Source organism: Plesiocystis pacifica SIR-1, assembly GCF_000170895.1.
GTDB classification, from domain to species: Bacteria; Myxococcota_A; Polyangia; order Nannocystales; family Nannocystaceae; genus Plesiocystis; species Plesiocystis pacifica.
This window is the reverse complement of sequence record NZ_ABCS01000033.1, coordinates 62,924-88,215: the sequence shown is the minus strand read 5'-3', so window position 1 is coordinate 88,215 and position 25,292 is coordinate 62,924. Positions and strand designations below refer to the sequence as shown.

General features: G+C 72.2%; 18 protein-coding genes. 4 read left to right on the top strand and 14 right to left on the bottom strand.

The window, feature by feature from the left end; all coding sequences use genetic code 11:
* The 5 genes from PPSIR1_RS18465 to PPSIR1_RS18445 form a co-directional block, all read right to left on the bottom strand.
* Positions 1 to 1,867: serine/threonine protein kinase (locus tag PPSIR1_RS18465; protein WP_006972635.1), on the bottom strand; the 1,867-nt coding region annotated here is incomplete at its 3' end.
* Between the two features lie 101 nt (positions 1,868 to 1,968).
* Positions 1,969 to 2,688 (bottom strand): hypothetical protein, encoded by a 720-nt coding sequence (locus PPSIR1_RS18460; RefSeq protein WP_157595693.1) that lies wholly within the window; start codon positions 2,686 to 2,688, stop codon positions 1,969 to 1,971.
* On the bottom strand, positions 2,685 to 3,617 hold the full coding sequence (locus PPSIR1_RS18455) for a hypothetical protein (protein WP_157595692.1): 933 nt from the start codon (positions 3,615 to 3,617) through the stop codon (positions 2,685 to 2,687). The genes PPSIR1_RS18460 and PPSIR1_RS18455 overlap by 4 nt, the downstream gene beginning before the upstream one ends.
* Positions 3,618 to 3,700: 83 nt before the next feature.
* The gene (gene lipB / locus PPSIR1_RS18450) at positions 3,701 to 4,348 is read right to left on the bottom strand and encodes a lipoyl(octanoyl) transferase LipB (protein WP_006972632.1); all 648 of its coding nucleotides are present in this window, start codon (positions 4,346 to 4,348) and stop codon (positions 3,701 to 3,703) included.
* 40 nt (positions 4,349 to 4,388) lie between these two features.
* The gene (locus PPSIR1_RS18445; RefSeq protein ID WP_006972631.1) at positions 4,389 to 6,107 is read right to left on the bottom strand and encodes a winged helix-turn-helix domain-containing protein; all 1,719 of its coding nucleotides are present in this window, start codon (positions 6,105 to 6,107) and stop codon (positions 4,389 to 4,391) included.
* Between the two features lie 207 nt (positions 6,108 to 6,314).
* Here PPSIR1_RS18445 and PPSIR1_RS18440 point away from each other — a divergent pair, with 207 nt between their 5' ends.
* The 3 genes from PPSIR1_RS18440 (at position 6,315) to PPSIR1_RS18430 (ending at position 12,205) form a co-directional block, all read left to right on the top strand.
* Positions 6,315 to 7,319 (top strand): ATP-grasp domain-containing protein, encoded by a 1,005-nt coding sequence (locus PPSIR1_RS18440; protein ID WP_157595691.1) that lies wholly within the window; start codon positions 6,315 to 6,317, stop codon positions 7,317 to 7,319.
* A gap of 21 nt (positions 7,320 to 7,340) precedes the next feature.
* Positions 7,341 to 9,542, top strand: a complete 2,202-nt coding sequence (locus tag PPSIR1_RS43110) for a biosynthetic peptidoglycan transglycosylase (RefSeq protein WP_006972629.1) — start codon at positions 7,341 to 7,343, stop codon at positions 9,540 to 9,542.
* 572 nt (positions 9,543 to 10,114) lie between these two features.
* A complete protein-coding gene (locus PPSIR1_RS18430) occupies positions 10,115 to 12,205 on the top strand; it encodes a putative bifunctional diguanylate cyclase/phosphodiesterase (RefSeq protein ID WP_006972628.1) in 2,091 nt (696 codons plus the stop codon).
* Positions 12,206 to 12,226: 21 nt separating this feature from the next.
* Here the strand turns inward: PPSIR1_RS18430 and PPSIR1_RS18425 are convergent, their stop codons facing one another.
* Genes PPSIR1_RS18425 through PPSIR1_RS18395 form a run of 7 tightly spaced genes read right to left on the bottom strand, consistent with a single transcriptional unit; the run spans position 12,227 to position 21,227 of the window.
* Entirely contained in the window at positions 12,227 to 12,532 is a 306-nt protein-coding gene (locus PPSIR1_RS18425; protein WP_006972627.1) for a 4a-hydroxytetrahydrobiopterin dehydratase, read from the bottom strand.
* Between the two features lie 52 nt (positions 12,533 to 12,584).
* Positions 12,585 to 13,799: a TonB family protein gene (locus PPSIR1_RS18420; protein ID WP_006972626.1), complete on the bottom strand. Its 1,215-nt coding sequence runs from the start codon at positions 13,797 to 13,799 to the stop codon at positions 12,585 to 12,587.
* Between the two features lie 31 nt (positions 13,800 to 13,830).
* Positions 13,831 to 16,143 carry a rhomboid family intramembrane serine protease gene (locus tag PPSIR1_RS18415; RefSeq protein WP_006972625.1) on the bottom strand — a complete coding sequence of 771 codons (2,313 nt, stop codon included), beginning with the start codon at positions 16,141 to 16,143 and terminating at the stop codon, positions 13,831 to 13,833.
* Positions 16,144 to 16,164: 21 nt separating this feature from the next.
* Positions 16,165 to 17,148 carry an acetyl-CoA carboxylase carboxyltransferase subunit alpha gene (locus PPSIR1_RS18410; protein ID WP_006972624.1) on the bottom strand — a complete coding sequence of 328 codons (984 nt, stop codon included), beginning with the start codon at positions 17,146 to 17,148 and terminating at the stop codon, positions 16,165 to 16,167.
* Positions 17,145 to 18,128 (bottom strand): tRNA (adenosine(37)-N6)-dimethylallyltransferase MiaA, encoded by a 984-nt coding sequence (miaA, locus tag PPSIR1_RS18405; protein ID WP_053335386.1) that lies wholly within the window; start codon positions 18,126 to 18,128, stop codon positions 17,145 to 17,147. Before miaA ends, PPSIR1_RS18410 begins: the two co-directional genes overlap by 4 nt.
* The gene (mutL, locus tag PPSIR1_RS43105; RefSeq protein WP_006972622.1) at positions 18,125 to 20,290 is read right to left on the bottom strand and encodes a DNA mismatch repair endonuclease MutL; all 2,166 of its coding nucleotides are present in this window, start codon (positions 20,288 to 20,290) and stop codon (positions 18,125 to 18,127) included. Before mutL ends, miaA begins: the two co-directional genes overlap by 4 nt.
* A gap of 43 nt (positions 20,291 to 20,333) precedes the next feature.
* Positions 20,334 to 21,227, bottom strand: a complete 894-nt coding sequence (locus tag PPSIR1_RS18395; protein ID WP_006972621.1) for a GGDEF domain-containing protein — start codon at positions 21,225 to 21,227, stop codon at positions 20,334 to 20,336.
* 675 nt (positions 21,228 to 21,902) lie between these two features.
* On the opposite strand from PPSIR1_RS18395, the gene PPSIR1_RS18390 reads away from it, so the two are divergent.
* Complete coding sequence (locus PPSIR1_RS18390) at positions 21,903 to 23,405, top strand: penicillin-binding transpeptidase domain-containing protein (RefSeq protein ID WP_006972620.1); 1,503 nt, start codon at positions 21,903 to 21,905, stop codon at positions 23,403 to 23,405.
* 410 nt (positions 23,406 to 23,815) lie between these two features.
* Here PPSIR1_RS18390 and PPSIR1_RS18385 read toward each other — a convergent pair whose 3' ends face one another.
* Together PPSIR1_RS18385 and PPSIR1_RS18380 are read right to left on the bottom strand one after the other, a co-directional pair.
* Positions 23,816 to 24,112: a PEGA domain-containing protein gene (locus tag PPSIR1_RS18385; protein ID WP_006972619.1), complete on the bottom strand. Its 297-nt coding sequence runs from the start codon at positions 24,110 to 24,112 to the stop codon at positions 23,816 to 23,818.
* A gap of 55 nt (positions 24,113 to 24,167) precedes the next feature.
* Positions 24,168 to 25,145, bottom strand: coding sequence for a hypothetical protein (locus PPSIR1_RS18380; RefSeq protein WP_157595690.1), 978 nt, complete (start codon positions 25,143 to 25,145; stop codon positions 24,168 to 24,170).
* Positions 25,146 to 25,292: the final 147 nt, after the last annotated feature.

Here is a 25,292-nt window from a genome sequence, read left to right as displayed (position 1 = left end):
CCCGCAGGCGCAGGCGCGGACCGACCCGCAGCGCGCCGCCGGCCTCGAGCCACGCGAGCAGGTCGCTGCCCAGCGCGCCCTGATCCGCCGTGTCTTCGACCGCCGCCGCGTCGTCGGCGTCGAGGGCCAGAGCGAGGCTGATCGCCAGGCCCTGCCGGCGCCGCTGCTCGAGGGTCGCGCGGGCGAGGACCGGGACGCTGTCGCCGAGGCTCGCCCGCGCAGCCGCGACCAGGCTGGCGAGGGGCTCGCTCGCCTCGTCCTCGCTCGCCTGCGCCACATCCTCGGACGCGTCCAGGCCCCAGCGGCGCTCGAGCACCCCGCGGGCGCGCTCGGGCTCGAGCCGGGCCTCGCTGTCGGCCGAGACCAGGGCGGCCTCGATGACCGCGCGCTCCGGGTGCTCGGTCCGTCCTTGGCGCGCGCAGGCTTCGACGGCGCGGATGACCTTGGCCGGCCACCCGCCGGTCGCCTCGTGGATCGCCTCCGACCACGCGTCGAGCTCGGCCGCGCGGCGCTGCGCGTCGACAGCCTCGACGACGCCCGTCAGGCAGGCCCGCACCTCGGCGTGCGTCCACGGATCCCGCTCGACCACGAGCACCCCCTCGCCGCGCAGGGCCTGGGCCAGCGCGGGCGAGGCGGGGACGACGAGGGGCTGCGGCGCGTCCCCAAGGCCAAGGCCCGCGCGCAACACCGCCGCCTGAAGCTCGGGCCGTCCGCGCATCTTCTCGGGCCACGGCGGCGACTCGACGAGGCCCCAGATGCGAGCGGGAGCGCCGCGCCGCGAGCCCATCCACGCGGCGATCCAGTCCCCCTCGCTCTCGGGCGAGCCCAGGGCCGCGGCCATGCCTTCGGCCTCGCACAGCAGCGCGAGCTCGCCGTCGCGTCGCTCGGACCGCGCCCGCTGGAGCTGGAGCGCCGCGACGATCTCCTCGACGATGCGCCCCCGGCCGCTGCCCTCGGGTCCCGCGACCGCGACGAGCCCGACCGCGCCGCCGCGCAGGGCCTCGACGGCCGCGTCGACCGGCGCGCGCGAGCCGATGTAGCCCCAGCGCCGGGGCACCCACCAGGCCGACTGAGCCTCGACCAGCTCCCCGGCCCGGCTCGCGCGGTGCAGCTGCCGCAAGCGCACGACGAGCTGCTCGGCCTCCGCGACCCGGCGGTGGGGCTCGGGATCGAGCAACCGCTCGAGCAGCGCGGTCACCGGGCGGGGCGTGGGCTCGGTGGCGCCCGCCGCCAGGGTCCGCAGGCGCTCGCGCACGTGGCTGCCGTCGGTGACGCCGAGGACCGCCTCGGGCCGGAGCCAGGGGACCTCGCCGTAGATGCGCAGGCAGAGCAAGCAGCCAACCGCGAAGCGATCTGCCGCTGGACCACCGCCACCACGAAGCACCTCGGGCGCGAGAAAGCCGGGGGTCCCGCAACCGAGTCGACCGAGTTGTCCGAGATCCGTCAGGACGACATCTCGCGTTGGCATGCAGATGACGTTGTTGGCGCTGACGTCTCCATGGTGGGTGCCCAGGCCATGGATGGACTCGAGCGCCAACGCGACGCCCAGCGCCTCTGCCAACGCCCGAGCCAGCGGCACGGGGCCTGCATCGAGGTTGGCGCCATCGACGTAGGCGGTCACCAGCCAGGTCCCGCCCTTGCCGTCTGGGAGCAGCTCGAGCGCCTCGGGCAGGTGCGGGCTCGAGGCGCGCCGGAGGACCTCGAAGGCCCGGGTCACGTCCCCCCGAGGGCCCTCGACCACGCGCTTGAGCACGACGGAGCGTCCGCGGCGATCGCGGGCACGCCACGTCCCCCCTTCCGCGCCGTCGCCGAGGCGCACCACCTCGGTGAAGCGGTCGCCAATCGAGTTGTCGAGCGTACCCTGCATCCGACTTCTCTACTGACAGCAGAGTAGTCGATCTTTACGGGTGCACTTCAACTAAATTGGCGCCGTAAGAAACAGAGTTGTTCGGTGTCCATCGATTTTGATCACCAGTGGAGGCCAAAATCGAGGCCTGACTGCCAACCGTGACCCAGGCTCTGGTCAACACTGGTGGCTCGATACTGGCCTGAGAGGCCCAGGGTCACCACTCGGCCAATCCAAAAGTCGACCCCAACCTGGGTATAGGCGGTCCAGCCGCCGCGGATCCCCGAGGGTCGGGCCGGATCGTAGAAGGCCACGCCGCCGCCGAGGCCCAGATAGGGCTCGACTCGACCGCGCACCGGCGCCCAAAAGCGAACGAAGGCGAGGTCCCAGGCAGACAGGTGGCCGCGCGTGGGCTCGCTGGTGTCGATGATGGGGTTGTAGACGCTGAAGACCTCGTGGACCTGCCTCGAGAAGCCCATCCCGATGCCAACCCAGGGACGGATCCGCCAACCAGCTTCGGCGCCGCCGCCAATCGCCACGGCGGTCGCGCGCGCAGGGCGCTCTCCGCCGATGGCCCCGGCGACGTGGAGCCGGCCCTTGACCCAGCCGTCGCCCCGCCAGGTCCCCTGCTCGATCGACGAAGCGGGCACGGCCGGAGGCGGCTCGGGCAGCGGCGCGATGCCACCGCTACCAACGGCGAACACGCCCTCGCTCGGGGGCGCTCGATGGTTCGGCGGCGTTGTGGCTTCGGACGGCCCGCTCGCGGGCTGTGCCTCGGCTGGAGCGGGCGCGTCGGCGGGGGGCTGGGCGAGGACGCACAGGAGCGCGAGAGTGTCGATCATCGGTGTCCTCGGTTGCGCTTCTCAAAAGAGGTTGGTTCTTCACCCTCGACGCGGCGCAGCGCGCGGAGTGCCGCCGCGCGACCCTCGGGTTCGTCCTCGTTGCGGGCGGCAAACTCTAAGAAGCCCTGGGCGTCTGGTCCACCCATGCGCGCCACGGCGTCATAGGTCCGGGTCATCTGGCTGGCGTCCCACAGCTGGACCCGCGTCAACAGCGCCTGGACGTGCTCCGGCCCGCCGACGAGGCCCATGCCCTCGATCGCCAGGAGCCCGACGCGCTCGTCGTCGTGGGTGATGAGCTCGGCCAGGCGGCCGGCCGCAGATCGCGCCTGCGGATCCTCGGGGTGATCTCGGATCCACTCGAGGGTCATGACCAGCAGCTCGGGATCGCGCGACTGCAGCAGGGCCTGGACCACGTCGGGCCGGGCGCGCGCCAGGTCGACCCGGGCCTGGATGATCAGCGCGAGGCGGTCGGCGGCGAGCTGGAGGTCCTCGGACAGCTCGACGTCGCCGGCGTCCCGCTCGAGCAAGATGGTCACGTCGAGCCCGTCCTCGCCGATCTTCGCCTCGAGCTCGTCGGGCGCGGCGACGGACAGGCGGACCAGGAGATCTCGGCCGTGGTCGACGGCGTCCGGGAGCTCCCGGTAGTCGAGGCTGGCGACGAGCAGCTCGCCCCGACCGCGGCCGCTCCGGAGATCTCGCTCGGCCACTTCAAAGGAAGGCGCCAGGCCGAGGGAGCGCCGGACGATGGCCCGGACGCGCTCTTCGCTCAGCTCTGGCCCGCCGTGGGCGTCGATGGCGTGGAGCTCGACGCGGTAGACTTGGGCCTCCTCGCCGTCGCGGCAAGCAGGTCCAAACGCGAGCAATGCCGCGCAGACGAGGCACCCCCTCGCCAGGACAGACGGAGCGGTCGCGGTTCGAGTCCGGCGCATGAGACCGACCCTCGGACCATAGCAGATGGCCGCCGGCCAGGTCCCCCACCCTGCTGCCTGGGTGGCTGCCTGGACGGCAACGGTCAGGACCAGTCCAGCTCGTAGCCCGCGTCTCGTGCGAACAGCTCGGCCCAGCGCCGGGCGAGCTGCGCCATCGCCAGGTGCGCGGTCGGGTTGACCTGGGCGACGCTGGTCATCTGAATCCCCGGCATGCCGCAGGACACCAGCGCCCCGAACAGCTGGGGCGAGACGTCGAGGTTGATGGACATGCCCTGGACCGTGACCCCGCGGCTGACGTGGATGCCGATCGAGGCCATCTTGGTCTCGCCGCGCCAAACCCCCGGGTGGTCCATGCGGAACTCCGTGCCCTCGACGCCGAGCTCCGCGAACAGCGCCATGGTCACGTTGGACATGCGCACGATGTGCTGACGGATCTGCCGGCCGACCTTGATGATGGGATAGGCGACGAGCTGCCCCGGCGCGTGGAGCGTGACCTCGCCGCCCCGTGGGGTGTCGCAGACCGCGACCTGCTCGGCCTCGAGGCGCTCGTCGGACCACAGCACATCCTCGCGGCTCGCGCGCCGACCGAGGGTGAGGGTCGCCGGGTGCTCGACCATGATCAGCACCTCGGGCCCGGTGCCCTCGATGATCGCGTCTCGCGCAGCGAGCTGGTCCCGAAGGCAGCTCGCAAAGTCCTGACGTCCGCGAAAGCTCCCGGCGAGTGTGCTCATGCGCTGCTGTCTAACTCAGATGGACACCCGAGCGCCCCGCTCAGGTGTCCAGGCCAGCGATGGACTCGATGAGGCTCGGGTCGAGGACCGAGGCCTCGAACTGCACCCGGCGCACGCCGATGCCCGCGCTCTCGAGCCAGCGGGCGAAGTCAGCCGCGCGCACGACGCGAGCCTCCGCGCCGCTCCCCTCGCGGGGACCGCACATCGCGAACACGAGGGTCGCCGAGCAGTTGTTCCGCTCGGCCTCGCCGTCCCACAGCTTGGGCTCGAGGCTGGTCTTGCGCGGGACCACGAGCACGAGGGTCCGCGCGTCGTCCTCGTCGGCCTCGGGGTCCTCGGCGATGAGCTTGCCCAGGCCGCGGCTCGGCGGGAGGCTGGACACCAAACGGAAGCCCTCGCGGTCGAGGTAAATCCTCACCAAAGACTCGAGGGAGCGAGCCCCAAGTGACTGTAACCACAGGATGAGTTGGTTACGCGTCTCGGCCTCGAGGGTGTGCAAGGCGACGCGCGCGGCCTGCTCGGCGGCGGCGGCCTTCTCGGGCAGCCGGGCGCCCTGGAGCTGGTAGCGAGCGTCCCCGCGGACGGCGAAGCGCGAGCCGTCCTTGCGGGTGTGCACGTCGACCAGCAAGGCCGCCGTCACGGCGCGCTCGATCTCCGAGATTTCGCCCCCGAGGACCCCCTGGGCCGCGAGGTTCTCGGCGATCTGGCGGACGTGGAGCGAGCGGGATCCGGCTTCGCCGAGGATCGCCGCGACCTTGTCGAGGAGCTCTTCGGTCTGGGTGCCCGCGGACGTGGCCGTGCTGCCCTCGGACCAGTCGACGCGCCGGTTCTTGCGGCGCCGACGCTTGCGGCGACGGCCGCCCCGCTCCTCGCTGTTGTTGTTGCTGCTGTTGTCGCGGCGCTCGTCTTCGTCTCGCCGGCGCTTGCGACCAACTTCGATGACTTCGGGGACGGGGGCCTGGCCCTTTTGCATGGCTTCGAGTTCCTGTCGCAGCTCGGGACGCTCCTCGACGAGGCGGGACATGGCGTTGGCCATGACCAGGGCGACGTCGGTGTCGCCCTCGAGGCCCGAGCCTTCGGGCCCGTGGAAGCGGACCTTGGTGGTGTCCAGCTCCGCGGGGGGGAGGTGCATGGCGCTCAGCGGCGGCTCCGAGCTCTCGCCCTCGGCCTCGGCTTCTGCTTCTGCGGTTGGGGGCGATTCGGGGCTGGGCTCGGGGCTCGCCTCGCTCGCGGGGGTCTCCTCGGCGGCCTCGCTGGGCGCGTCAGAGCTCGCCTCGGCCGGCGCCGCGGCTTCGGCCGGAGCCTCTGTCTCGGCCGGAGCCTCTGTCCCGGCCGGAGCCTCCGCGGGCTCGGGCGTGGCCTCGGCGCTCTTCCTAGACCTCGACGCCGTCGAGGAACGCGAGGCTTTCTTCCTGACTTTCTTGGCCTTTTTCTTGGTCGCCCGCTTCTTCGCGGGCGCCTTCTTGGCGGGCGCCTCTTCGACCTCGGCGATGGGCTCGGGCTCGGAGGGCGGCGCCGGCAAGTCGGGGATCTTCGCCCCCGGCCGGAGCTCGTAGTGCCCGGGCTTGGCCCGCGTCACCAGACCGTCGTGCACCTTGGAGCGCACCGCCTGATTGAGGCAGGTCTGCATGGCCGCTTGGGGATCGCGGCCAACATGGGAGAGGAGCTTTCGCTCCACGGCTTCGCGGGCAATCTCCTTATAGTGGAGAGGGCCGTTCGCGCCTCGGAGGACCTCGATCGCGGCTTCGAGAAAGGTCATGGGGTTTGCAGCGCTCGCCTGGCCCGTCTCGGGCCGGTGTCTCGAGTCTCGCCTCGGTCGTCTCGCCGAAGCGCTAGAGCGGTCTCGTTGTCGCTCCCGGTCCTCGACCCAGTCGAAGCTCGGGAGCCCCCAAACTATCCGAAAATTTGCGGCCCCTTGGCAAGCCCTGCTAGCGGCGAAGCGATGGGTGCGCTCACGCTTGGCATCGTGGTCCCTTCGACCCCCCCGCAGGCCGCCACGGCTACTGCGCAAAGGTTCGGTGGGCCCGCTCCGTGCAACCCCGAGCGCACGCTCCGGGCCGCCCTGGAGACCGCGCCCTGGCAGCGTCACGAGCTGCGCTCGTGCGCCGATCTAATGGATGCGGCCCGCAGCCTCGGCGTCGAGACCCAGCTCCTGCGCGTCCCGGCCCAGGCCAGCGAGGCGCAGATGCGGTCCATGATGAGCGCCCACTTCGCGGAGCTCGACCGCCTCCTGGTCGTCGCCCACGGCCCCGCTGGGGGCACGGGCAAGCTCCACCGGGCCGCCCGGTCCGCGGGCCTGCCGGTCCTCGGCGCCGAGCCCCAGGCCATCGCCACCGCCTACGACAAGCTCCTGTGCCGCCAGCGCCTGAGCTTCCGCAACCTCCCCGTCCCGCGCAGCGTCGCCCTCTCGGCCGACCGCGCGGCGTCGCTCCGGGCCCTCGAGCAGCTGGGCTGGCCCGCCGTGCTCAAGCCCCGGCGCGGGGCCGCGGGCGCGGGCGTGATGCTCCTCGGCTCCCCCCGAGATCTCGACGCCCTCGCCAGCCTCGAGCCCGAGCTGCTGGTCGAGCGCCGCATGCTCGGCCGCGAGATCTCCGTCGTGCTCCTCGACGGTGCGCTCTTGGGCATGGCCGAGGTCACCCGCGAGATCGGACCCGGCGGCTCCAAGCTCCGCTCGGTCACCGTGCCGCCCAAGCTCGACCCCATCGCCCGCCGCGGCCTGGCCAACGTCGCCGTGCGGGCGGCGCGCGAGCTCGGCCTCGACGCGGGGCCGACCTGCGTGGACCTCATCCTCTCGCCCCGCGACAACGAGGTCATCCTCGAGGTCGAGCCGCTCCCGCCGGTGCACCGCGACAGCCTCGTCGCCCGCGTCGCCCGGGCCGAGGGCCTGTCTTACCCCGAGCTCTTCGCCCGCGTGTTCTCCGGGCCCCGGGCTCCCCGCGCGAGCCAGGGCAGCCGCCCCCGCGCCCGCTGACCCCTCTTTGTCTTGCCGCCGATGTCCGCCGATCGCTCCCCCCGCCCGTCGAGGCGCCTGCGCGAGTGGGCCTTTTGGACGACCAGCCTGGTCGGAGGAGGCGTGGCCGCGGTCGCGCCGGCGGTCGCCGAGGCCGAGGCCAACCGAGCGCTGCGCGAGCGCATCGGCGTCGGTGAAGACTTTCGCGTGCACGTCGACCTCGACGGCCTCGACCTGCGCGGCCTCGACCGCCCGCTCCCGGGCGGCCGCGGTCACGTGCGCGTCGATCACCTGCGCCTGCGCCCCGGCACCGACGGCCTCCACCTCGAGCTCGACGGGCTGCGCGTCGCGGTGACCCGCAGCGCCGAGCAGCCCCCCGCCGACGCCCCGCGCTCCGACTCCGATCCGATCGCCGCCGCGAGCTCGAGCTCGAGCTCCGCGCCCGCCCCCAAAGACCCCCTCGAGGCCCTGCTCGAGCTGCCGACGGACCTCGCCCGCAAGCTCCGCGGCGTGCCCGTCCACGTCGACGCTCGGGACTCCGAGGTTCAGATCGAGCTCGCCCCCGGGCTGAGCGCGACGGCCCACGACCCCGAGTTCGAGCTGCCCGGCGACGGCACCCTCACCGGCCGCGGCCGCTTCGCCCTCGCCACCCCGAGCGGCACGGAGCTCGCCCAGGCCACCCTCGAGCTCGGCGCCCGCGACAGCCTGCCCGGCGCCCTGGCGATCCACGGCCGCGTCGACTTCGAGGGCGGGACCCTCGACCTCGTCGGCGGCCTCGATGCCCACGGAGCCGAGCTCGAGCTCCACGAGCGCAGCGCCAAGGCCAAGGCAAAGTCCAAGACCGACACGCTGGGCAGCGCGAGCGTGCACGCGAGCCGCAGCGCCGACGGGATGGACCTCGCCGTCGACGCTCGGGACCTCCCCCTCGACGGCCTCGCGCCCCTCGTTCCCCTCGCGGCCGAGCTGGGCGGCGGCGAGCTCCCGCTCGCGCCGCTGTTCGCGGGCGCGCGCCTCGACGGCCGCGTCGAGCTTCACCACCGCAGCGGCGGACGGACCTCGGCGCGCCTCGACGCCGTCGAGCTCCGCGACTTTGGTGTCGACAGCGATCTGCTCGCCGGCCAGCCCCTGCGCTTCGCGGACTTGAGCCTCGACGGCGAGCTGCACCGCGAGTCCCAGGCCGAAGGCGCGCGGATCGGCGGGACCCTGATCGCCAGCCACGGCGCGCTGCAGGTGTCCGCGAGCGGCCAGCTCGACGCCGAGGGCCTGGCCTTCACCGTCGAGATGCCGACCCTCGCGTGCCAGTCGCTCATCGACGACCTCCCCGGGGGCACGGCGCCCCTGCTCGAGGGCACGCGGACCAGCGGAGACATCGCCGCCGAGTTCGGCCTCGACCTGAACTTCGCCGAGCTCGAGGCCGCCCGCCAGCGCTACCTCGTCGACGGCGAGCTGGAGCTCCCGGAGCTCGAGGACTTCGAGCCCCCCGGCGAGCTGCGCTTCGACTTCCCCTTCCTCGAGTCCTGCGCCATCGAGCGCCTCGCCCCGAGCGTCGACGTCGAGGGCCTCGCCGGCCCCTACCACCACACCTTCACCGTCGGCGACGCGGACGGTGCCGGTCGAACGGTGCGCCGGACCCTGGCCGTGGGCGACGAGCACTACGCCTCCCTCGACTCCATCCCGACCGTCGCCCTCGCCTTCGTGATCCTCGAGGACGCGCGCTTTTGGAAGCACGACGGCTTCGACCGCGAGCAGATCGAGCGCGCGTTTTGGTTCAACGTGCTCGAGGGCAAGGTCCGCCGCGGGGCCAGCACGATCACCCAGCAGACCGCGCGCAGCCTGTGGCTGGGCATCGATCGCTCCATCTCCCGCAAGCTCGCCGAGGGCCTGCTCGCCGCCGAGCTCGAGCGCGGCGTCGGCAAGCAGCGCATCCTCGAGGTCTACCTCAACGTCATCGAGCTCGGCCCCGAGGTCCACGGCGTCGTCGAGGCGGCCGACTACCACTTCGGCAAGCACCCCAGCCAGCTGAACCTGATCGAGGCCCTGCACCTCGCCAGCATGGCGCCCGCGCCCGTGGCCTACTCCGAGCGCTTCGCCGACGGCGTCGTCGACGGGGAGTGGCGGGCCCACCTCCACCAGCAGATTCGTCGGCTCCGCATCCGCCACCTGATCTCGTCGGACACCGCGAAGCGGGCTCGCATGGGTCGGCTGGCCCTGCGCGAACACCCCGAGCTTCTCGACACCGAGTGAGCCGACCTAACTCTGGCCCGCGCGCGCAGTTCAAAGGGCGGACCCCGCGAGAGTCCGTATTTTGCGCACCGGATTCGGACTCAAACGAGGACGCGCCCGATCCGCACCGTGAGCGCGGATTCGTCGCAGGCGAGCCCAGGCCTGCCAAGCCGGACCCCCACGAGTCACCGGGGTACTCCTGCGAGCGCTCGCCCGAGGCGATAGTCTCGAATACCAGGCCCAGTCTATCTTCAGGCAGAACAGACCCTGTCGGCGAGTAGACGGCTCTCGTCGCTCCCCTGCGACACAGCGCGCATCACGCAAGCTGCCTCTCGGGCGCGCGTCCTCGACGATCCAGCCGGCGATCGAAGGGACTTCGAGACGTCGACTGGGACACGCGACTGGCCCGACTTGACGCGAGACGCAGCCAGACCGTGAAATGGCCATAGTTTGCTGGCTCCACGCTCGCAAGGAACCGGGGCTGCGGCCCCCCAGCTCTCGAGCTGTCCCCATCGAGTGTCCGATCGGACACTCGCAGCAGACCACTCGCATCTGCGAGAGCCGTCCTCGCCCCACCGAGGACGCTGATCTCCATGGCCCCGACCAGCGACACCGCGGCGCCCGCCGTCTCCTACCCCATCCGGGTCCTCGTCAGCCTCGAGGCCCCGTGGTCCGCCCAAGTTGCGACGGCGCTGGCCGACGCCGGCCCGGCGCGCTTCTCCGTGCACGTCGCCAGCCCGGACGAGGCCGACCACGGCCACGTCGAGGCGGTCGACCTGTTCATCCTCGACGCCGCCTCCCTCGACGCCCGCCTGGCCCACGGGGACATGCCCGTGCTCGCGCTGACCACCGACGGCAGCGTCGACCTGGCCCGGGCCCGCGCCCTCGGTGCCAACGATCTGATCACCACCGCCGAGCTCGGCACCGCCGCGCTGTCCCGCGCGGTCCGGCAGACCGTCGAGCAGTCCCGCACCCTCGCCGCGCTGACCGAGGCCCGGGCCAACCACGACCTGCTCCTCGACGCGACCTACGACGGCACCTGGGAGTGGGACGTGCGCGGCGACCAGGTCCACTACTCGCCGCGCTGCGCCACCTTGTTCGGCATCCGCAACGTCGAAGGTGAGCACGGCGGCGAGTCCTGGTTTGGGCGCGTGCACCCCGACGACCTCCCCGGCCTGCGCGACAACTTGACCGCGCTGATCGAGGGCCGGGTGACCGTGCACCAGTACGAACACCGCATCGCCCGGGGCGACGGCAGCTACATGCGCGTGCTCAGCCGCGGCCTCGCCCGCCGAGACGCCCGCGGCGAGGCGATCAGCCTGGCCGGCTCGTTCACGGACATCAACCGGCGCAAGCCCGCCGAAGATCAGTCCGTGCCCTCGACCCGCAACGACGAGCTGACCGGCCTGCCCAGCCGCCGGGTGCTCCACTCCGAGCTCGAGCAGGCCATCAAGCGCACCCACGCCGACGCGGAGCACAAGTTCTCCGTGCTGTTCCTGAACCTCGACCGCTTCAAGGTGCTCAACGACAGCATCGGCCTCGACTCCGCCGATCAGGTCCTGACCCAGCTCGCCCGCCGGCTGCAGGCCACCGTGAGCGGCAAGGCGCTGGTGTGTCGCTACGGCGGCGACGAGTTTGCGATCTTGCTCGACGCCCTCGAGCAATTCGACGAAGCCGACACCCTCGCCGAGGCCATCCACGAGGACCTGCGCCGCCAGCCCTTCGAGATCGACGGCCAGACCATCTTCACCACGGCCTCGATCGGCATCGCCAACAGCGACCGCAACTACGAGCGCCCGGCGGAGGTCATCCGCGACGCCGGCGTGGCGACCAGCCGGGCCAAGCGCCACGGCAAGTCGCAGAGCTCGACCTTCGACAAGACCATGCGCCAAGAGGCGCTCAACACCCTGCGCACGCAGATGCAGCTGCGCGAGGCCATCGTCCGCCAGCAGTTCGAGGTCTACTACCAGCCGATCGTCTCGCTGGCCTCGTCGAAGCTCACCGGCTTCGAGGCCCTGGTCCGCTGGAACCACCCCAAGCGCGGCATCATCGGGCCCATCGAGTTCATCGCGCTGGCCGAGGAGACCGGGCTGATCGTGCCCATCGGGCAGTTCGTGCTCAAGCAGGCCTGCACCCAGATGGCGGCCTGGCACGCCAAGTACGACGAGGCCAAGGACGTCTCGATCTCCGTCAACCTCTCGGGCCACCAGCTCAACTCCCCCACCCTCGTCGCCGAGATCGAGGCCGTGCTGGCCGAGACCGCGCTGCCGCCCAGCGCCGTCAAGCTCGAGCTGACCGAGAGCACCCTGATCGACGACCCGACCTCGGCCCAGCGCATCCTCAAGCGCCTGCGCGACCGCGGCATCCAGCTCTACATCGACGACTTCGGCACGGGCTACAGCTCGCTGAGCTACCTGCACCGCTTCGCCATCGACGGGCTCAAGATCGACAAGAGCTTCGTCGACATGGTCGGCCGCGACGACCGCAAGGCGGCCATCGTCCCGAGCATCGTCGGCCTAGCCCACAACCTCGGCGTCGGCGTCGTCGCCGAGGGCGTCGAGACCCGCGACCAGGCCCAGACCCTCGCGCTGCTCGACTGCGCCGAGGCCCAGGGCTACCTCTACTCGCGCCCGGTCCCGCAGGACCAGGCGGCGAAGCTGATCGAGCGCAAGATCCTGGGCTAGCCGGCTGCTCGATCGAGGGGGTCAGGACGCCGCGGCGTCCATGTCGCGGGCGAGCTCCAGGCACAGCTTGGACACACCGCCCAGGTCGTGGGCCCAGATCTCCACGCCCACGCGGTTGTAGACGTTGGACCAGTTGGGGTGGTGGTTGAGGCGCTCGGCGCTGAACGCCACCCGGGTCATGAAGGCCATGGCCTCGGGGAAGTCGGCGAAGGTGAAGGCCTTGCGCAGGCGCGTGCCGCCGTCGTCGACGAGGGTCCAGCCGTCGAGCTCGGCGAGCCCGGCCTGGACGGCTTCGGAGGAGAGGATCAGGTTGTCGGGAGCGGACATGGGCGGGGTTTGAGACGGGTCGGGGTCGGGGGGTCAGTCGGGGTCGGAGCGCTCAGAGGGTCGTCGAGGTCTGCGCGCCCGCCCGACGCTTGCGGTAGCGGAACACGCGGTGGCCCCCGTCGAACTCGAGGGTGAAGCCGAAGTGAAACACGATGTGCTTGCCCACCGCGAGGCCGCGGGGCGGGTTGGGAAAGGGCGCGGCGGCCTCGAGGGCGCGCACGGCCTCGGCGTCGAGGTGAGCCGCGCCGCAGCTGTCCTCGACCTTGGCCGAGACCAGCCCGCCGCGGGCGTCGAGGACCACGCGGACGATGGTCGTGCGGGTCGCGTCGCCGAACTTGGTGCGCTTGGGGTCGACCTCGTCGTGGACCTTCTCGGGGCGCCACTGCTCGCTGACCGCGGCGCGCAGGCGGTTGAAGAAGGACGCGAAGCGGTGCTGCTTGCTGTCGAGGAGGTTCTCCGTGCCCTGGTCCACGCCGTCGACGCGGCTGGGGCTGCCGGGGGTGCCGAAGGCCTCGTGGAGCACCCCTGGCGAGCCTGCGAGGACGGTCGCGGCCGGGGTGGCTTGGGCTGGCTGGGCGCTCGCGCTCGCCCCCGCCCCCGGAACAGCGGGGTTCGACGGGCTCGGCGGCGGCGCGGCAGCGTTCGCCTCGGCCACGACGTCGGCTGCGGCTGCGTCCCCCTGGGCCCCCGCGCGGACCTCCCCCACGCCCTCGGCGGCTTCGAGCTCGACGCCAGAGGGCTCGGGCTCCGCCTCGCTCACGGGCTGCGCGCTCGGGGTCGGCTGGGCTGCGGCCGGGCTCGCGCTCGGGGACGGGTCGGACGCTTGGCGGGCCGACTCGCTGGTAGGCTGGGCCGCCGAAGTCGCGCTGCTGGCCGAGCCGCCCTCCGACCCGGACCCGGACGACGGCGTACCTCCGCGCCCGTCCTCGCCCAGGGGCGCCTGGGACTCCTCGCTGACCGAAGCGTCGACCTCGGCGATGCGGGCCGTGTCGTCGGGCCGCTCATGGTTGGCGCGGTGCTGCTGGACCAGCTCGAGGGCGTCCTCGAGGGCGGACTCGGGCTCCAACTCGACGGGCTCGACCATGTCGAAGTCGAGGACCTCCCCGCTGCCCAGGCCGACGCCGAAGCCCTGCCCCGCGCCGCGCCCCTCGAGCGAGCGCGCGAGCGCGGCGCTGCCCGGCGCGACCATGGCCGCGTGCGCGAGGATGGCCGCGGCGAGGAAGCCGAGCCAGAGCCCCAGCGGGATGGAGTCGCGGTCGCGGGTCATGGTCGAAGGGCCTGCCCGATCACTGTACCGGTTACTCGACCCGACAGCTCGAACGCGCCTCGGGAGAGGAGCTGACAGCGGCGTCGTCGAGGATCGCCGCGTAGAGCTCGGCGGCATGGTTCAAGTTGGTCCCAGGCGCCGCGATGAGCGCCACGACCACGGGGGGACCCTCGGGGCGCGCTAGGGGCCACTCGATGACCCGGGCCACGCGCTCGCCGTTGCGCCACAGCTCGAAGGAGCGGCCCTCGCCCTCGCCCGCCTCGGTGAAGGGGACCAGCGCGTCGGGCACGGGGCCAGCAGCGGTCACGGACAGCTCGCGCTCGAGGCCGTCCATGGTGTCGAACAGCGCCGGCCGCCCCTCGCGGAGCTCGGCGTCCGCGTCCATCGGCAGCACCGCGATCTGGACCAGCGAGCCCGTGCGCAGCTCGAGGCCGTCGACCAGCCCGCCGACCAGGGGCACGTCGAAGGGCACGTCGCGCTCGACCGCCATGAGCACGAAGTCCATGGGCACGCGCAGCTCGACCCCCTCGACGGTGCACACCTGGGCCCGGTGGGCGACCAGGGTGTCCTCCGGGCGCTCGCCCCAGGCCAGCGCGAAGGCCCCGAGGTTGGCGAGCAGCAAGGCGGCGCCCACACCCACGAGCACTTTGTCGGCGATCGTCGGGAGCGTGGTCGGCAGGCTGACCGTGAACACCACGGAGAACAGCGCCGCGCCGAGCAGCGCCACGGGAGACACGCCGAAGGTCCCGAGCATCGGCCAGTCGATGAGCACGCTGGCGACGAGCAGGAGCGAGAGGGTCACCGCCATGCTCCGGCGCGCGCGGGTGGGGATGGCCGGGGTGCGGCGCGGCCACAGCAGGCACAGCGCCGAGACGATGGCGCCCACGGCCATGAGGTTGGCGCCCGTCGCCCCGACCGTGGCCAGCGAGGCCGCGGCGTCTCCGGCGGACCACATCGCCGGGAGCACCAGCAAGCTCATGGCCGTGCCGAACACGGCGCTGCCCAGGCTGACGATCAGCGTCCGCGCCGGGCCGAGCAAGCGCTCGACGACCTGGCCCGCGAGCCACAGGGCGTAGATGTTGAACAACAGGGCGACCAGGTCGACGTGGATCCACACCGAGGTGAACACCCGCGGCCACCCGCCGGCCCAGGCCTGCGCCCCTGCCCCGACCTCGCCCACGGCCGCGAGGCGCCACAGGTCTTCGCTCAGCGCCCCGAGCTCGAGCAGACCCATGCCCCCGCCGCCCGCGAGCAGGCCCACGCCGTAGACCGCGCTCAGCCCCACGATCAGGCCGTAGCTGACGCGCATGCTGCCGCGCTTTTGGACCAGCGCCCGGGCCGAAGACAACGCCCGCAGACGCTCGGCGACGATCTCGACGTAGCTGCGCAGCTCGGGCTCGAGCGCGCCACGGTCCGCCGGCTGAGCGTCCCGCAGCAGCTCGCGCAGGCCCTCGGCCGCCACCCGCACGCGCTGGTCCTTGGGCCCGGCGAGGGCCTCGACCTCGGCCAGGGTCGCGTCGGCCTCGTCGGTCGCCCCGGCGTGCTGCAGCGCGATGCCCTTGAACAGCGCCGCCGTCGCCTCGCTCAGGCCCAGGTCGGCGAAGCGGCGCTCGCGGACGAGCTCCTCCACGGGGCCGACCGCGCCCGCGTAGGCCAGGAAGGTCAGCCGCGCCTGGCCGAGGATCTCCACCGCCCGCGCCTGCGACCCCACGGGCCCGTCCTCCAGCGCGCGCAGCAGCTGGGCCGCGCGCTCGAGGTGCCTCGCCTCGCCGTAGGCCCGGAGCAGGCCCAGGGCCAGGTTCGGGCGCAGGGCCGCGTAGCCGGGCTGGAAGCGGCGCTCGTAGTGGGCGATGCCCTCGGCCCAGCGCTCGCCGTGGAAGAACATCGAGATGATCTGCTCGTGGATCAGCGCCAGCTCGCTGCTGTCCTCGGACGCGTCGGCGAGCTGGCGATAGTGGCGCAGCGCCGCGTCGACGCCCTCGCGCCCGAGGATGCCCAGGCCGGCGATGATCGGCAGCTGCCGGTCGAGGCCCGAGCCCGGCATGAGCAGCGCCCGCGCCCGCGACAGGTACTCGACCCAGCTGAGCCGGCCGCGGGCGAAGGCCTGGCGCGCCAGGGGCTCGAGGGCTGCCGGGAGGATCACGGTCAGGACCACCGCGCTCAGGGCGATGACCCCAAAGAAGCGGTTGGCGTCCACGGCCAGCACGGCCGCGACGAGCTGAGCGCCCACGAGCACGGTGTAGCCCCGGTCGATGCCGGAGCCCTCGCGCAGCTGCTTGACCAGGCTGACCGCGCAGACGATGGCCGCGAGCAGCAGGAAGTGGTCGAAGAGCGCGCCCGTCAACGGCCTTGGCTCCTATCCTGGCTAGCCTTCGCTGGCTTCGGCGGCGGCCTGCTCGATGTGCCCGATGGCGCGGAACTTGGCGTAGCGGTCGGCGACGAGCTCCTCGGTGGACAGCTTCGCCAGCTGGTCGAGGTGGTCGCTGAGCGCCTGCTCGAGGGCGGCGGCGGTCACCGTCAGCCCGCGGTGCGCCCCGCCGATGGCCTCGCGCACGATGCCGTCGCAGACGCCGAGGTTGAGCAGGTCTTCGGCGGTCATGCGCAGCTGCTCGGCGGCGGTCTGCTCGGCCTCGGCGTTCTTCCACAGGATCGACGCGCAGCCCCGGGGCGAGATGACCGAGTAGACCGAGTGCTCGAGCATGAGGATCCGGTTGGTCACGCCGATGGCCAGGGCCCCGCCGGAGCCGCCCTCGCCGATGACCACGGAGATCGTCGGGACCTTCAGGGCGGCCATGAGCTCGAGGCTCGCGGCGATGGCCTCGGCCTGCCCGCGCTCCTCGGCGCCGATGCCCGGGTAGGCGCCGGCGGTGTCGATCAGGCAGAGGACCGGGAGGCCGAACTGCTCGGCCAGCTTCATCAGGCGCTGGGCCTTGCGGTAGCCCTCGGGCCGCGCCATGCCGAAGTTGCGGAACACGTTCTCTTTGGTGTTCCGCCCCTTTTGGTGGCCCATGATCAGCACCCGACGCCCGCGCAGGCGGCACAGCCCGCCGACGATGGCCGGGTCGTCGCGGTAGGCCCGGTCGCCGCGGAGCTCCACGAAGTCCGTGGTCATCTCGCCGATGTAGTCGAGGGTGTAGGGGCGGTCGGGGTGCTTGGCGAGCTGCAGCTGCTCCCAGGGGGACAGCTGGGCGTAGTGCTCGCGCTGGAGCTCCGAGGCCTTGGCCTCGAGGCGCGCAATCTCCTTGGCCATGTCCTCGCTGCCGCCCGCGAGCAAGCCCTTGAGCTCGCGGATCTTGCCCTCGAGCTCGACGATGGGTCGCTCGAAGTCCAGGACTCGAGTCTCGTTCATCGCGGGGCTCCAGGGCGAGAGAGGAAGGCCTCGACGCGCGCCATGGGGAACGCGTCCGGGTGGTCGATGTGGACGATCTGCTCCATCGGGAGGAGGTCTTTGAACTGGTGGCGAAAGTAGGTTCTCTGGCGCCGGGCGTACTTTCGGGTCGCCCGCTTGATGGCCTCGGTCGCGCGGGGGAGCGTGGTCTTGCCCGCGAGGTGCTCGAGCAACTCGCGGTAGCCGAGGCTCCGCATCGCCTTGCAGCCGGCATCATAGCCGCGGGCCCGGAGCATCTCCACCTCGGCCACCCAGCCCTGGGTGAGCATCGCCTCGCAGCGCCGATCGATCGCGGCGTCGACGATCTCGACGCCAGGATCGAGGACGATCACCAAGAGCTCGACCAGCGCTCGGGGCGGGTCACGCCGACGCACCGCGCTGATGGCTTCACCGTGAAATTCACACAGCCACAGCGCCCGCAGAGCGCGGACGCGATTGCGGGGATGAACGGCCGCGGCCGTCTCGGGGTCGCGCTCGACCAGCGCGCGATGGATGGCGCCGGTCTCGCTCGCTTCCCTCGCCTCCCACGCAGCCTCGAACGCGCGACGTCGTTCACCGTGATCGGGGTTGCGCGCGCCCTCGCCTTCCCCTGCTTCATCCGCGCGACCCGAGTGCGTCCAACCCATCGCGCGCAGGTACAGACCCGTCCCCCCACACACGAGGGCGGGGCCGTCGGCGAGGACCGAGCGCGCTCCGTGTCCATAGTCACCCGCTGAAAAGGCGCCGTCGGGGTCGACGAGATCGAGCATGTGGTGGGGAACGCGGCGGCGCTCCGCGGCGCTCGGCTTGGCCGATCCAATGTCGAGACCGCGGTAGACCTGCACCGAGTCACAGCACACCAGGGGCAGCTCGAAGCGCTCGGCGACCGCGAGCGCGAGGCTGCTCTTGCCCGCCGCCGTCGGCCCGACGATGGCCACCGCGCGCGGCGGCGCTTGGCTCACCGCCGCTCTCCGACGAGCTCGCTCGCGGTCCACCGCCGCACCCCAGGCACGGAGCACAGCGCGTCCACGGACCCGCCGTGCTCGCGGAGCGCCTCGGCCAGCCAGCGCCGGGCGTGGCGGCCCGCGAGCGCGCCCAGCTCGGCGTCGCCGAAGCCGGCTTCGACCGCGCTCGCGGTCGCGGCCTCGACGAAGCCCTCGGCGACACCATGGGCGGCGCCGGTGTCCGCCTGGGTCTCGCGCATGCGCAGGCGCAGCCAGGGGGTCAGCCGGGTCAGGAACTTGGCGACGCTCGCCGGGCTCAGCAGCGAGCGCATCACCGCCGGCACGGCGCGCACGACCACGGCCTCGCTGCCAAAGTCGTCGAGGTCGACGCCGACCTCCGCCAAGCGCTCGCGCCCGTCGAGCAGCAGCGCCCGCTCCTTGCCCTCGACCTCGACGACCACCGGCTCGAGCAGGCCCTGGGCCGGGACGCGCTCGCCCGCGGGGACCTCGGCCAGCTCGGCGATCAGCCGGCGGCGCACGAGCTCGGCCCGCAGCGCGCACAGGTCGACGGCCAGGACCGCGCCCTCGAACTCGAACAGCGCGACGGGGCGCGGGCTCGCAGCGCTGGCGCCGGGCAACACGGCGAGCAGCTGGGGCCACGCCGTGACCGGGGCCTCCTCGCGCTCGGGGGCGCGCTGAGCCGGCAAGCTCGCCTGCGGGGCCTCCTCGGGGGGCGCGTCGAAGGCCAGCGGCATGGGCAGGGCCGGGCCGGGCAGCGGCTTGCTCGACGGCCTCGCCCCCGCTTCGGAGCCGCGCTCGGGCGCGCCGAGCTTGCGGCCGCGATCGAGGTCGTAGCGCATGCGCAGCCGATCCACGTCCGTGCGCAGCGTGGCCTTGTACTCGCCGTAGCTGCCGCTGCTCGCCCGCGTGCCCAGGCGATAGCCGCCCCGGCTGCTCCCCGCCCCCGACCCGCCCCGAGCGCGCGGGGGCTCGGGCGACGCTCCCAGGCCGCCGCGTCGAGACCACTCCGCCAGGGCCGCGCGGGCGCCCTCGGAGCTCGACCCCTCGTCGCGGGCCACGGACGCGCCCGCGCCGGGACCCGGCTCCGGCCACGCGCCATCGTCCGGGATCGCGGCCCCTTCGGCCGTGCGCCACGGCGCGCCCGCGCTGCCCTCGTCGAGGACCTCGCGGACCGCCGCGAACACGTCCTGCGCCGACGAAAAGCGCACCTCGGACTTTTGCGGGTGGACGTTGACGTCGACGGTCCCCGGCGGCGGCTCGACGAACAAGCAGGCGACGGGGTGACGCTGCGCGGGCAGGCGCTCGGCGTAGAGCTCGCGCAGCATCTTGGCCAGGGTCCGCTCGCGGACGACCCGGCGACGCACGACCACGAAGCTCGCGTTGCGCTGACGCGAGGCGCCCTCGGGCGGGGCGAGCCAGGCCTCGACCTCGACCCCGCGCCGCTCGCCGGCGACGTGCAGGTAGGGGCCCGTACCGCCGCGCCGCGTCAGCAGCGAGGACACCCGCGCGCCGAGGTCTCCGGCCGCGAGCTCGAGCAGCTTGCGCCCGTTGTGGCGGAGCTTGAACTGCACCCCCGGGTGGACCAGCGCGATGCGGATCACCGCGTCGACGCAGTGGCCGACCTCCGTCGCCTCCGAGCGCAGAAATTTTCGCCGCGCGGGCACGTTGGCGAACAGAGCCTCGATGCTGACCTGGGTGCCCTCGGGCATGCCGATGGGCTCGACGCTCAGCGCCTCCCCGGGCACGCTGCGCGCCCGATGGCCCACGCCCTCGCCCCGTCGACGGCTGCGCAGATCGACCCGAGCGACGGCGGCGATGGACGCCAGGGCCTCGCCGCGAAAGCCCAGGGTGCGGATCTCGATGAGCTGCGCGGGGTCGTCGAGCTTCGAGGTCGCGTGGCGGGTCAGCGCCAGGGGCAGGTCCTCGGCGTGGATGCCCCGGCCGTCGTCGACGACGCGGATGCCGTCCCGGCCGCCGCCGGTGAGCTCGACCTCGACCCGCCGCGCGCCCGCGTCGACGGCGTTGTCGACGAGCTCCTTGACGATCGACGCCGGGCGCTCGACGACCTCACCCGCGGCGATCTGATCGGCGAGCGCCGCCGACAACACCGCGATGCGCGGCTCGTCGTCCGTCGAGGACTCCGCCGCGCCGTCTGCCACTAGCGAGTGCTCCCTCGTCGACCCGGCCCGAACCCGAAGGCGCTCAGCCGTTGTCGACCACGCGGTTGCGACCGCCGGTCTTGGCCGCGTAGAGGCGCCGGTCGGCGGTCTGGATCATGTCGTCGGCGTTGGCGACCGAGGGCCCGATCTCGGCGACACCGATGGAGATGGTCACGGGAATCTTGCGACCCTCGAAGATGAAGGTCTCGTCGGCGATCAGCTTGCGAATCTTCTCGGCGAAGGCCGAGGCGCCGCGGATGTCGATCTCGGGCAGGATGACCGTGAACTCCTCGCCGCCGTAGCGCGAGACCACGTCGACCTTGCGCGCGCGCATGGTCACCAGCTCGGCGATGCGCCGCAGCACGAAGTCACCGGCGCGGTGGCCGTAGGTGTCGTTGCAGCGCTTGAAGTGATCGATGTCGAAGATCAGCAGCGCGAGGGGACGGTCGTAGCGCCGGGCTCGAGACAGCTCGCGCTCGAGGGTCTCCATGAAGTAGCGACGGTTGAACACCTGGGTCAGACCGTCGACCGTGGACAACCGGAAAATCTCCTCGTGATAGGAGCTCTCGATGTTGTCGCCGGACAGGAACTTGAAGATCGAGCGGCCGACCTTCACGAGGTCCCCATCGCGCAGATAGGCCTCGTGAATGCGGTTGTCGTTGATGTAGGTCCCGTTGGTCGAGTCGTTGTCGCGAATCTTGATGCCGAACTCGTCGACGATGATGTTCGCGTGCTCGCGGGAGACCGCGTCCTGGCTCAGGCAGATGTCGTTGGTCGTGCCTCGGCCAATCCGCAGCTCGCGGCCGATGATGTTGTACTTGCGACCGAGGTCCTGCCCATAGATCACGACGAGGCACGCGTCTTGGCGTTTGGCCTTGGGGCCCTGCGTATCGTCGACCTTGACGTGGACGATCGTGTCCTGATTCTCGTCGCGCATGGGGCGCTCAATCGTGTCCGCGAACTGGGTGGGCTCGATGGTTGACCGTCTTCGAGGCGAGCCCCTCGCCCCGGGAGGGTAGCAAAGTGACAGGGAGATTGCTCTCCCAGAGCGTCACCAGTGACGCGTACCATCCGCGGATTGCCGCCGAGCGTCAACTCTCGGATCGGCCACCTGAAGCCCCTTCGCTCAGGCGGGGCAAGCGGCACGAGGGTCCACGATCGGGCATCTGTGCGCGCGCGGAGCTGGGCTTTTTGGTCCTTTGACCAGCCAACACGGACATGCGCGACCCTGTCGCGTCAGACTGCGCGAGACCCGGAGGGCCTGCTCACATTTGGACCTTCTTTGGACCTTCGATCTACCCGCCTCGCACTCCCTCCACGTCTCCGGGCGCGTGCCTCCCCCCACTCCATGGGCAGCGAGGGTGGGCGCGCGACGACGAGCGCGTGGGCAAAGTCATGCCTTGCCCGCGGCCCCCGAGGAGCGCAGTCGAGCATCTCGAGGCGCGTTCGATCTCCTCGCTCTTCGTGGCGATCGCTCGGCATGGATCGCCGCGCTCCGACGTCGTCTCGATCGCATGACCACCGTCCCGAGCAAACTTTTGAGAATTGATCCCGCCGTGCTAGGGGCGAAAAGGTGAGCGAAGAGCCAAGCGCGCGTGGTCGATTCGGCGGATTGGGCGCCATCTTCTTCCTGGCTACGCTCGGCGGAATCGCCTTCTACGTGCAAAATCAGACGATTCCAGAGGATCGCGACGAGCTGCGCAAGCCCGCGACGGCCCTCCCCGACGTCATCGAAGACAACGCCCCGCCGCCCCTGGCCTGGCGCGACCGCCTGGACCTCGGGGCCATCGAGCTGACCCCGATCGTCGAGGCCGACGCAGCCGCAGCGCCGGCCGCCCCTCGCCCGGCCGCCGAGGCCGAGGGCTCCCCTGCCCTCGACATCGATCCGAGCTCGGCCCGCTACGTCCAGAACCTCGCCGACGGCCACCGCCTCCTCTACACCCTCGACCCGGTCCTGCAGCAGTCGGCGCTGACCATCTTTCGCAACCGCGAGGTGCCCTACGCCGCCGCGGTGGTCCTCGACGTCCGGGACAACTCCGTGCTCGCCTTCGCCGGGCACTCGAGCATGGACCCGCAGGTCGATCCCCTCGAGGTCCTGACCACGGCCTGGGCCCCGGCGGCCTCGACCTTCAAGCTGGTCACCGCCGCCTCCCTGCTCGAGAACGGGGCGGCCAACGGCGACACCAAGGCCTGCTTCCACGGAGGCCTGCGCGGCATCACCGACGATCTGCTCAAGGACGATCCGGCCCTCGACACCCGCTGCGAGTCGCTGTCGAGCGCCGTCGCCTACAGCTACAACCTCGTCCTCGCCAAGCTCGCCCTCAACCACCTCGACCAGCGCAAGCTCGAGGACACGGCGTCGAGCGTGCTCTTCCAGCAAGAGATTCCCTTCGAGTTCGCCGTCGAGGCCAGCCCCGCGCACATCCCCTCGGACACCAACTCCCGGGCCAAGGTCGCCGCAGGCTTTTGGCACGTCGACCTCAGCCCGGTCCACGGGGCCGTGCTCGCCAGCATCTTCGCCCGCGACGGCATCTACCAGCCGCCGCACATCGTCGCCGAGGTGCGCAGCCCCGACGGCTCGGACCTGACCCCGCCGATCCCCGACGAGACCCGGGCCCTGGCCCAGTCCGTCGCCGACGGCGTGGGCGACATGATGGTCGGGACCACGCGCTACGGCACGGCCAGCGGCAGCTTCCGCGACAACCAGGGCGTGGCCTTCATCCCCGGCGTCGACGTGGCCGGCAAGACCGGCAGCCTCACCGGCAAGCGCGACCCGATCCTCAACTACAACTGGTTCATCGGCTACGCCCCCGCCGACCGGCCCGAGATCGCCTTCGCGGTCATCCTGGCCAACGGGCCCAAGTGGCGCATCAAGGCCCACTACGCGGCCCGCCGCCTGGTCCAGATCTACCTCGATCGCCGCGACGCGATCACCGAGGCCCGCGCCGCGCGGCTGACCGAGAACGAGCTGATCCTCCCGGCGCGGGACCCCGAGACCGGCGCGCTCATTGCCCAGGCGGGCGAGGCCAAGCCGAGCCCCGCTCCCGAGCCCGAGCCCGAAGCCGACGAGCCCCTGCCCCCGGTCCCCGGCGCCCTGCCGAGCATCGAGCAGTAAGCGCACGACTCAGAGGGTCGGCCAAAACGAGTTTGGCCACCCTCTGTCCATTTTAACCGTCGTGGACGACGCCACGCCCTCCCTGCCCCACGTCCACGACTCAGAGGGTCGACCAGAATAAGCCACGCCGCCTCGCTTGTTCCTGACGACGAGGCTCGTTGTCGCCGAAGCTCGAAGTATGCTCGATACGCCTTCGCTTCGGCTCCTCGATCTCGCCGCCAGGCCCGGCGCGAGGCGACGCGCCTTATTCTGGCCGACCCTACCGAGGATGCGAACATCCACGCCCCCGCTAGCGGGGGCGACCGCATGCCCTCTCGTGCGCACGACCCCCATTGCCCCACGACCAAAGCGGAGGAGCGGAGCGACGAAGCGTCCCCGGTCCCGAGAGCTCTGTGGGGGCAAAGCAGCGCTCAGCGCGGGTCGGGGAGCATCTGCGCGTCGACGGCCACGCTGCCGCCGCCCTTGCGGTCGACGGTGACCGTGCGCTGGACCGGGAAGTGCCCCGGCTTGCGAACCTCGACGCGGTGCGTGCCCGGGGCGAGCTTGAGCCGACCCGAGACCGCCTCGACCTGGCCGATGTACTCGCCGTCGACCCACACGTCGGCGTCGGTGGTCTCGGTGTTGATCTCGAGCATGCTGACCGGCGGCGGCCGCTTGCCGCTGCTGTGGGCGCACGCGGTCGGGCCGAGGGCCAGCCCGAGAGCCAAACCAAGAGTCAGTACGAAGGGGGCCGCGAGCCCGGGCGGGGCCGGCCTCGAGGCGTTACTGCATGCGGACGCGGAGGGCATGGGCAGAGTCGACGCGCAAGCCTACCAGGCCAAAGCCCGGAAAGCTCAGGCCCTGGAGCTGCCGCCCCAGACCCTCGAGCTCGACGCCGCCGGCGATGCGCAGGATCGCCGTGCCGTCCGCGGCGATGCCCGCGAGCTCGACCCGATCGACGCCGATGACCGCCTCGCGCAGCCGCCCCTCGAGCACGCGCAGGCGCGGCGCGGGCCAGGGCTGCTCCACGCGCAGCTCGAGCTCGCCGCGGGCCTCGACCGCGAGGGCGTCGGCGAGCTCGGCGATGGCCTGGTCGAGGGCCGCCGCCTGGGCCTCCGCGGCGAGGTTGGAGAAGCCCCGCCCGTCGACGGCGATCTCGAAGCTCGAGTCGCCCTCGGTCTTGGCGGCGATGGTCACCGAGACCGCGCGGACGCGGGTGTGCGAGACCTGGCCCTGGTCCGCGCAGCGCAGCTCGAGGGTCAGGCTCGAGGGGCTCGCGTCGGCGACGATGCCGTAGGCCCGGAGCGGATCGCTGAGCTGGGCCTCGCCCACGTCGGCGCAGCCTTCGATGGAGGCGCCGCCCCAGCGAAAGCCGCCGACGGTCTCCGAGCGCACGGCCACGCGCTTGCGCAGCCGCGGCAGATCAATCTCGACCTCGACGCGCACGCGCAGCTCCTGGCCGGCGGTCTCGACCTCGAGGATCCGATAGCCCGCGGTCCAGGCCTGGGCGTGCTCGAGGATCCCCGCGACCGCGGCCTCGTCCACGCGCACCTGCTCGCGGATGGTCGTGAGCGCCTGCTCCAGGGCCAGCTTGCGGGCCTCGTCCACGGCCGCGTCTCGGGCTCCGTCCGTCGCCCCCGGCTCGTGGGGCACGCTCGCGCTCGCCTCCACCGGCGCGGCCTGGGCTCGCGTCGGCGCGGCCAGACTCACGAGCCCGACGAGACCGATCACCAGGGGCCTCCCGACCGCTCGCGCGCGCATCTTCGCCATGATCGCCCTGATAGCCATTGCGCCCAGGTTGCTGCCCGGCCCCGGAATGCGCAACTTTTTCGAAGCCCTGGTGCCCTCGCGCGGCGCAGCCTTCGCCCGCACCGCCACAAAGGCCTGGCCACTCGACCCGCCAGCCTA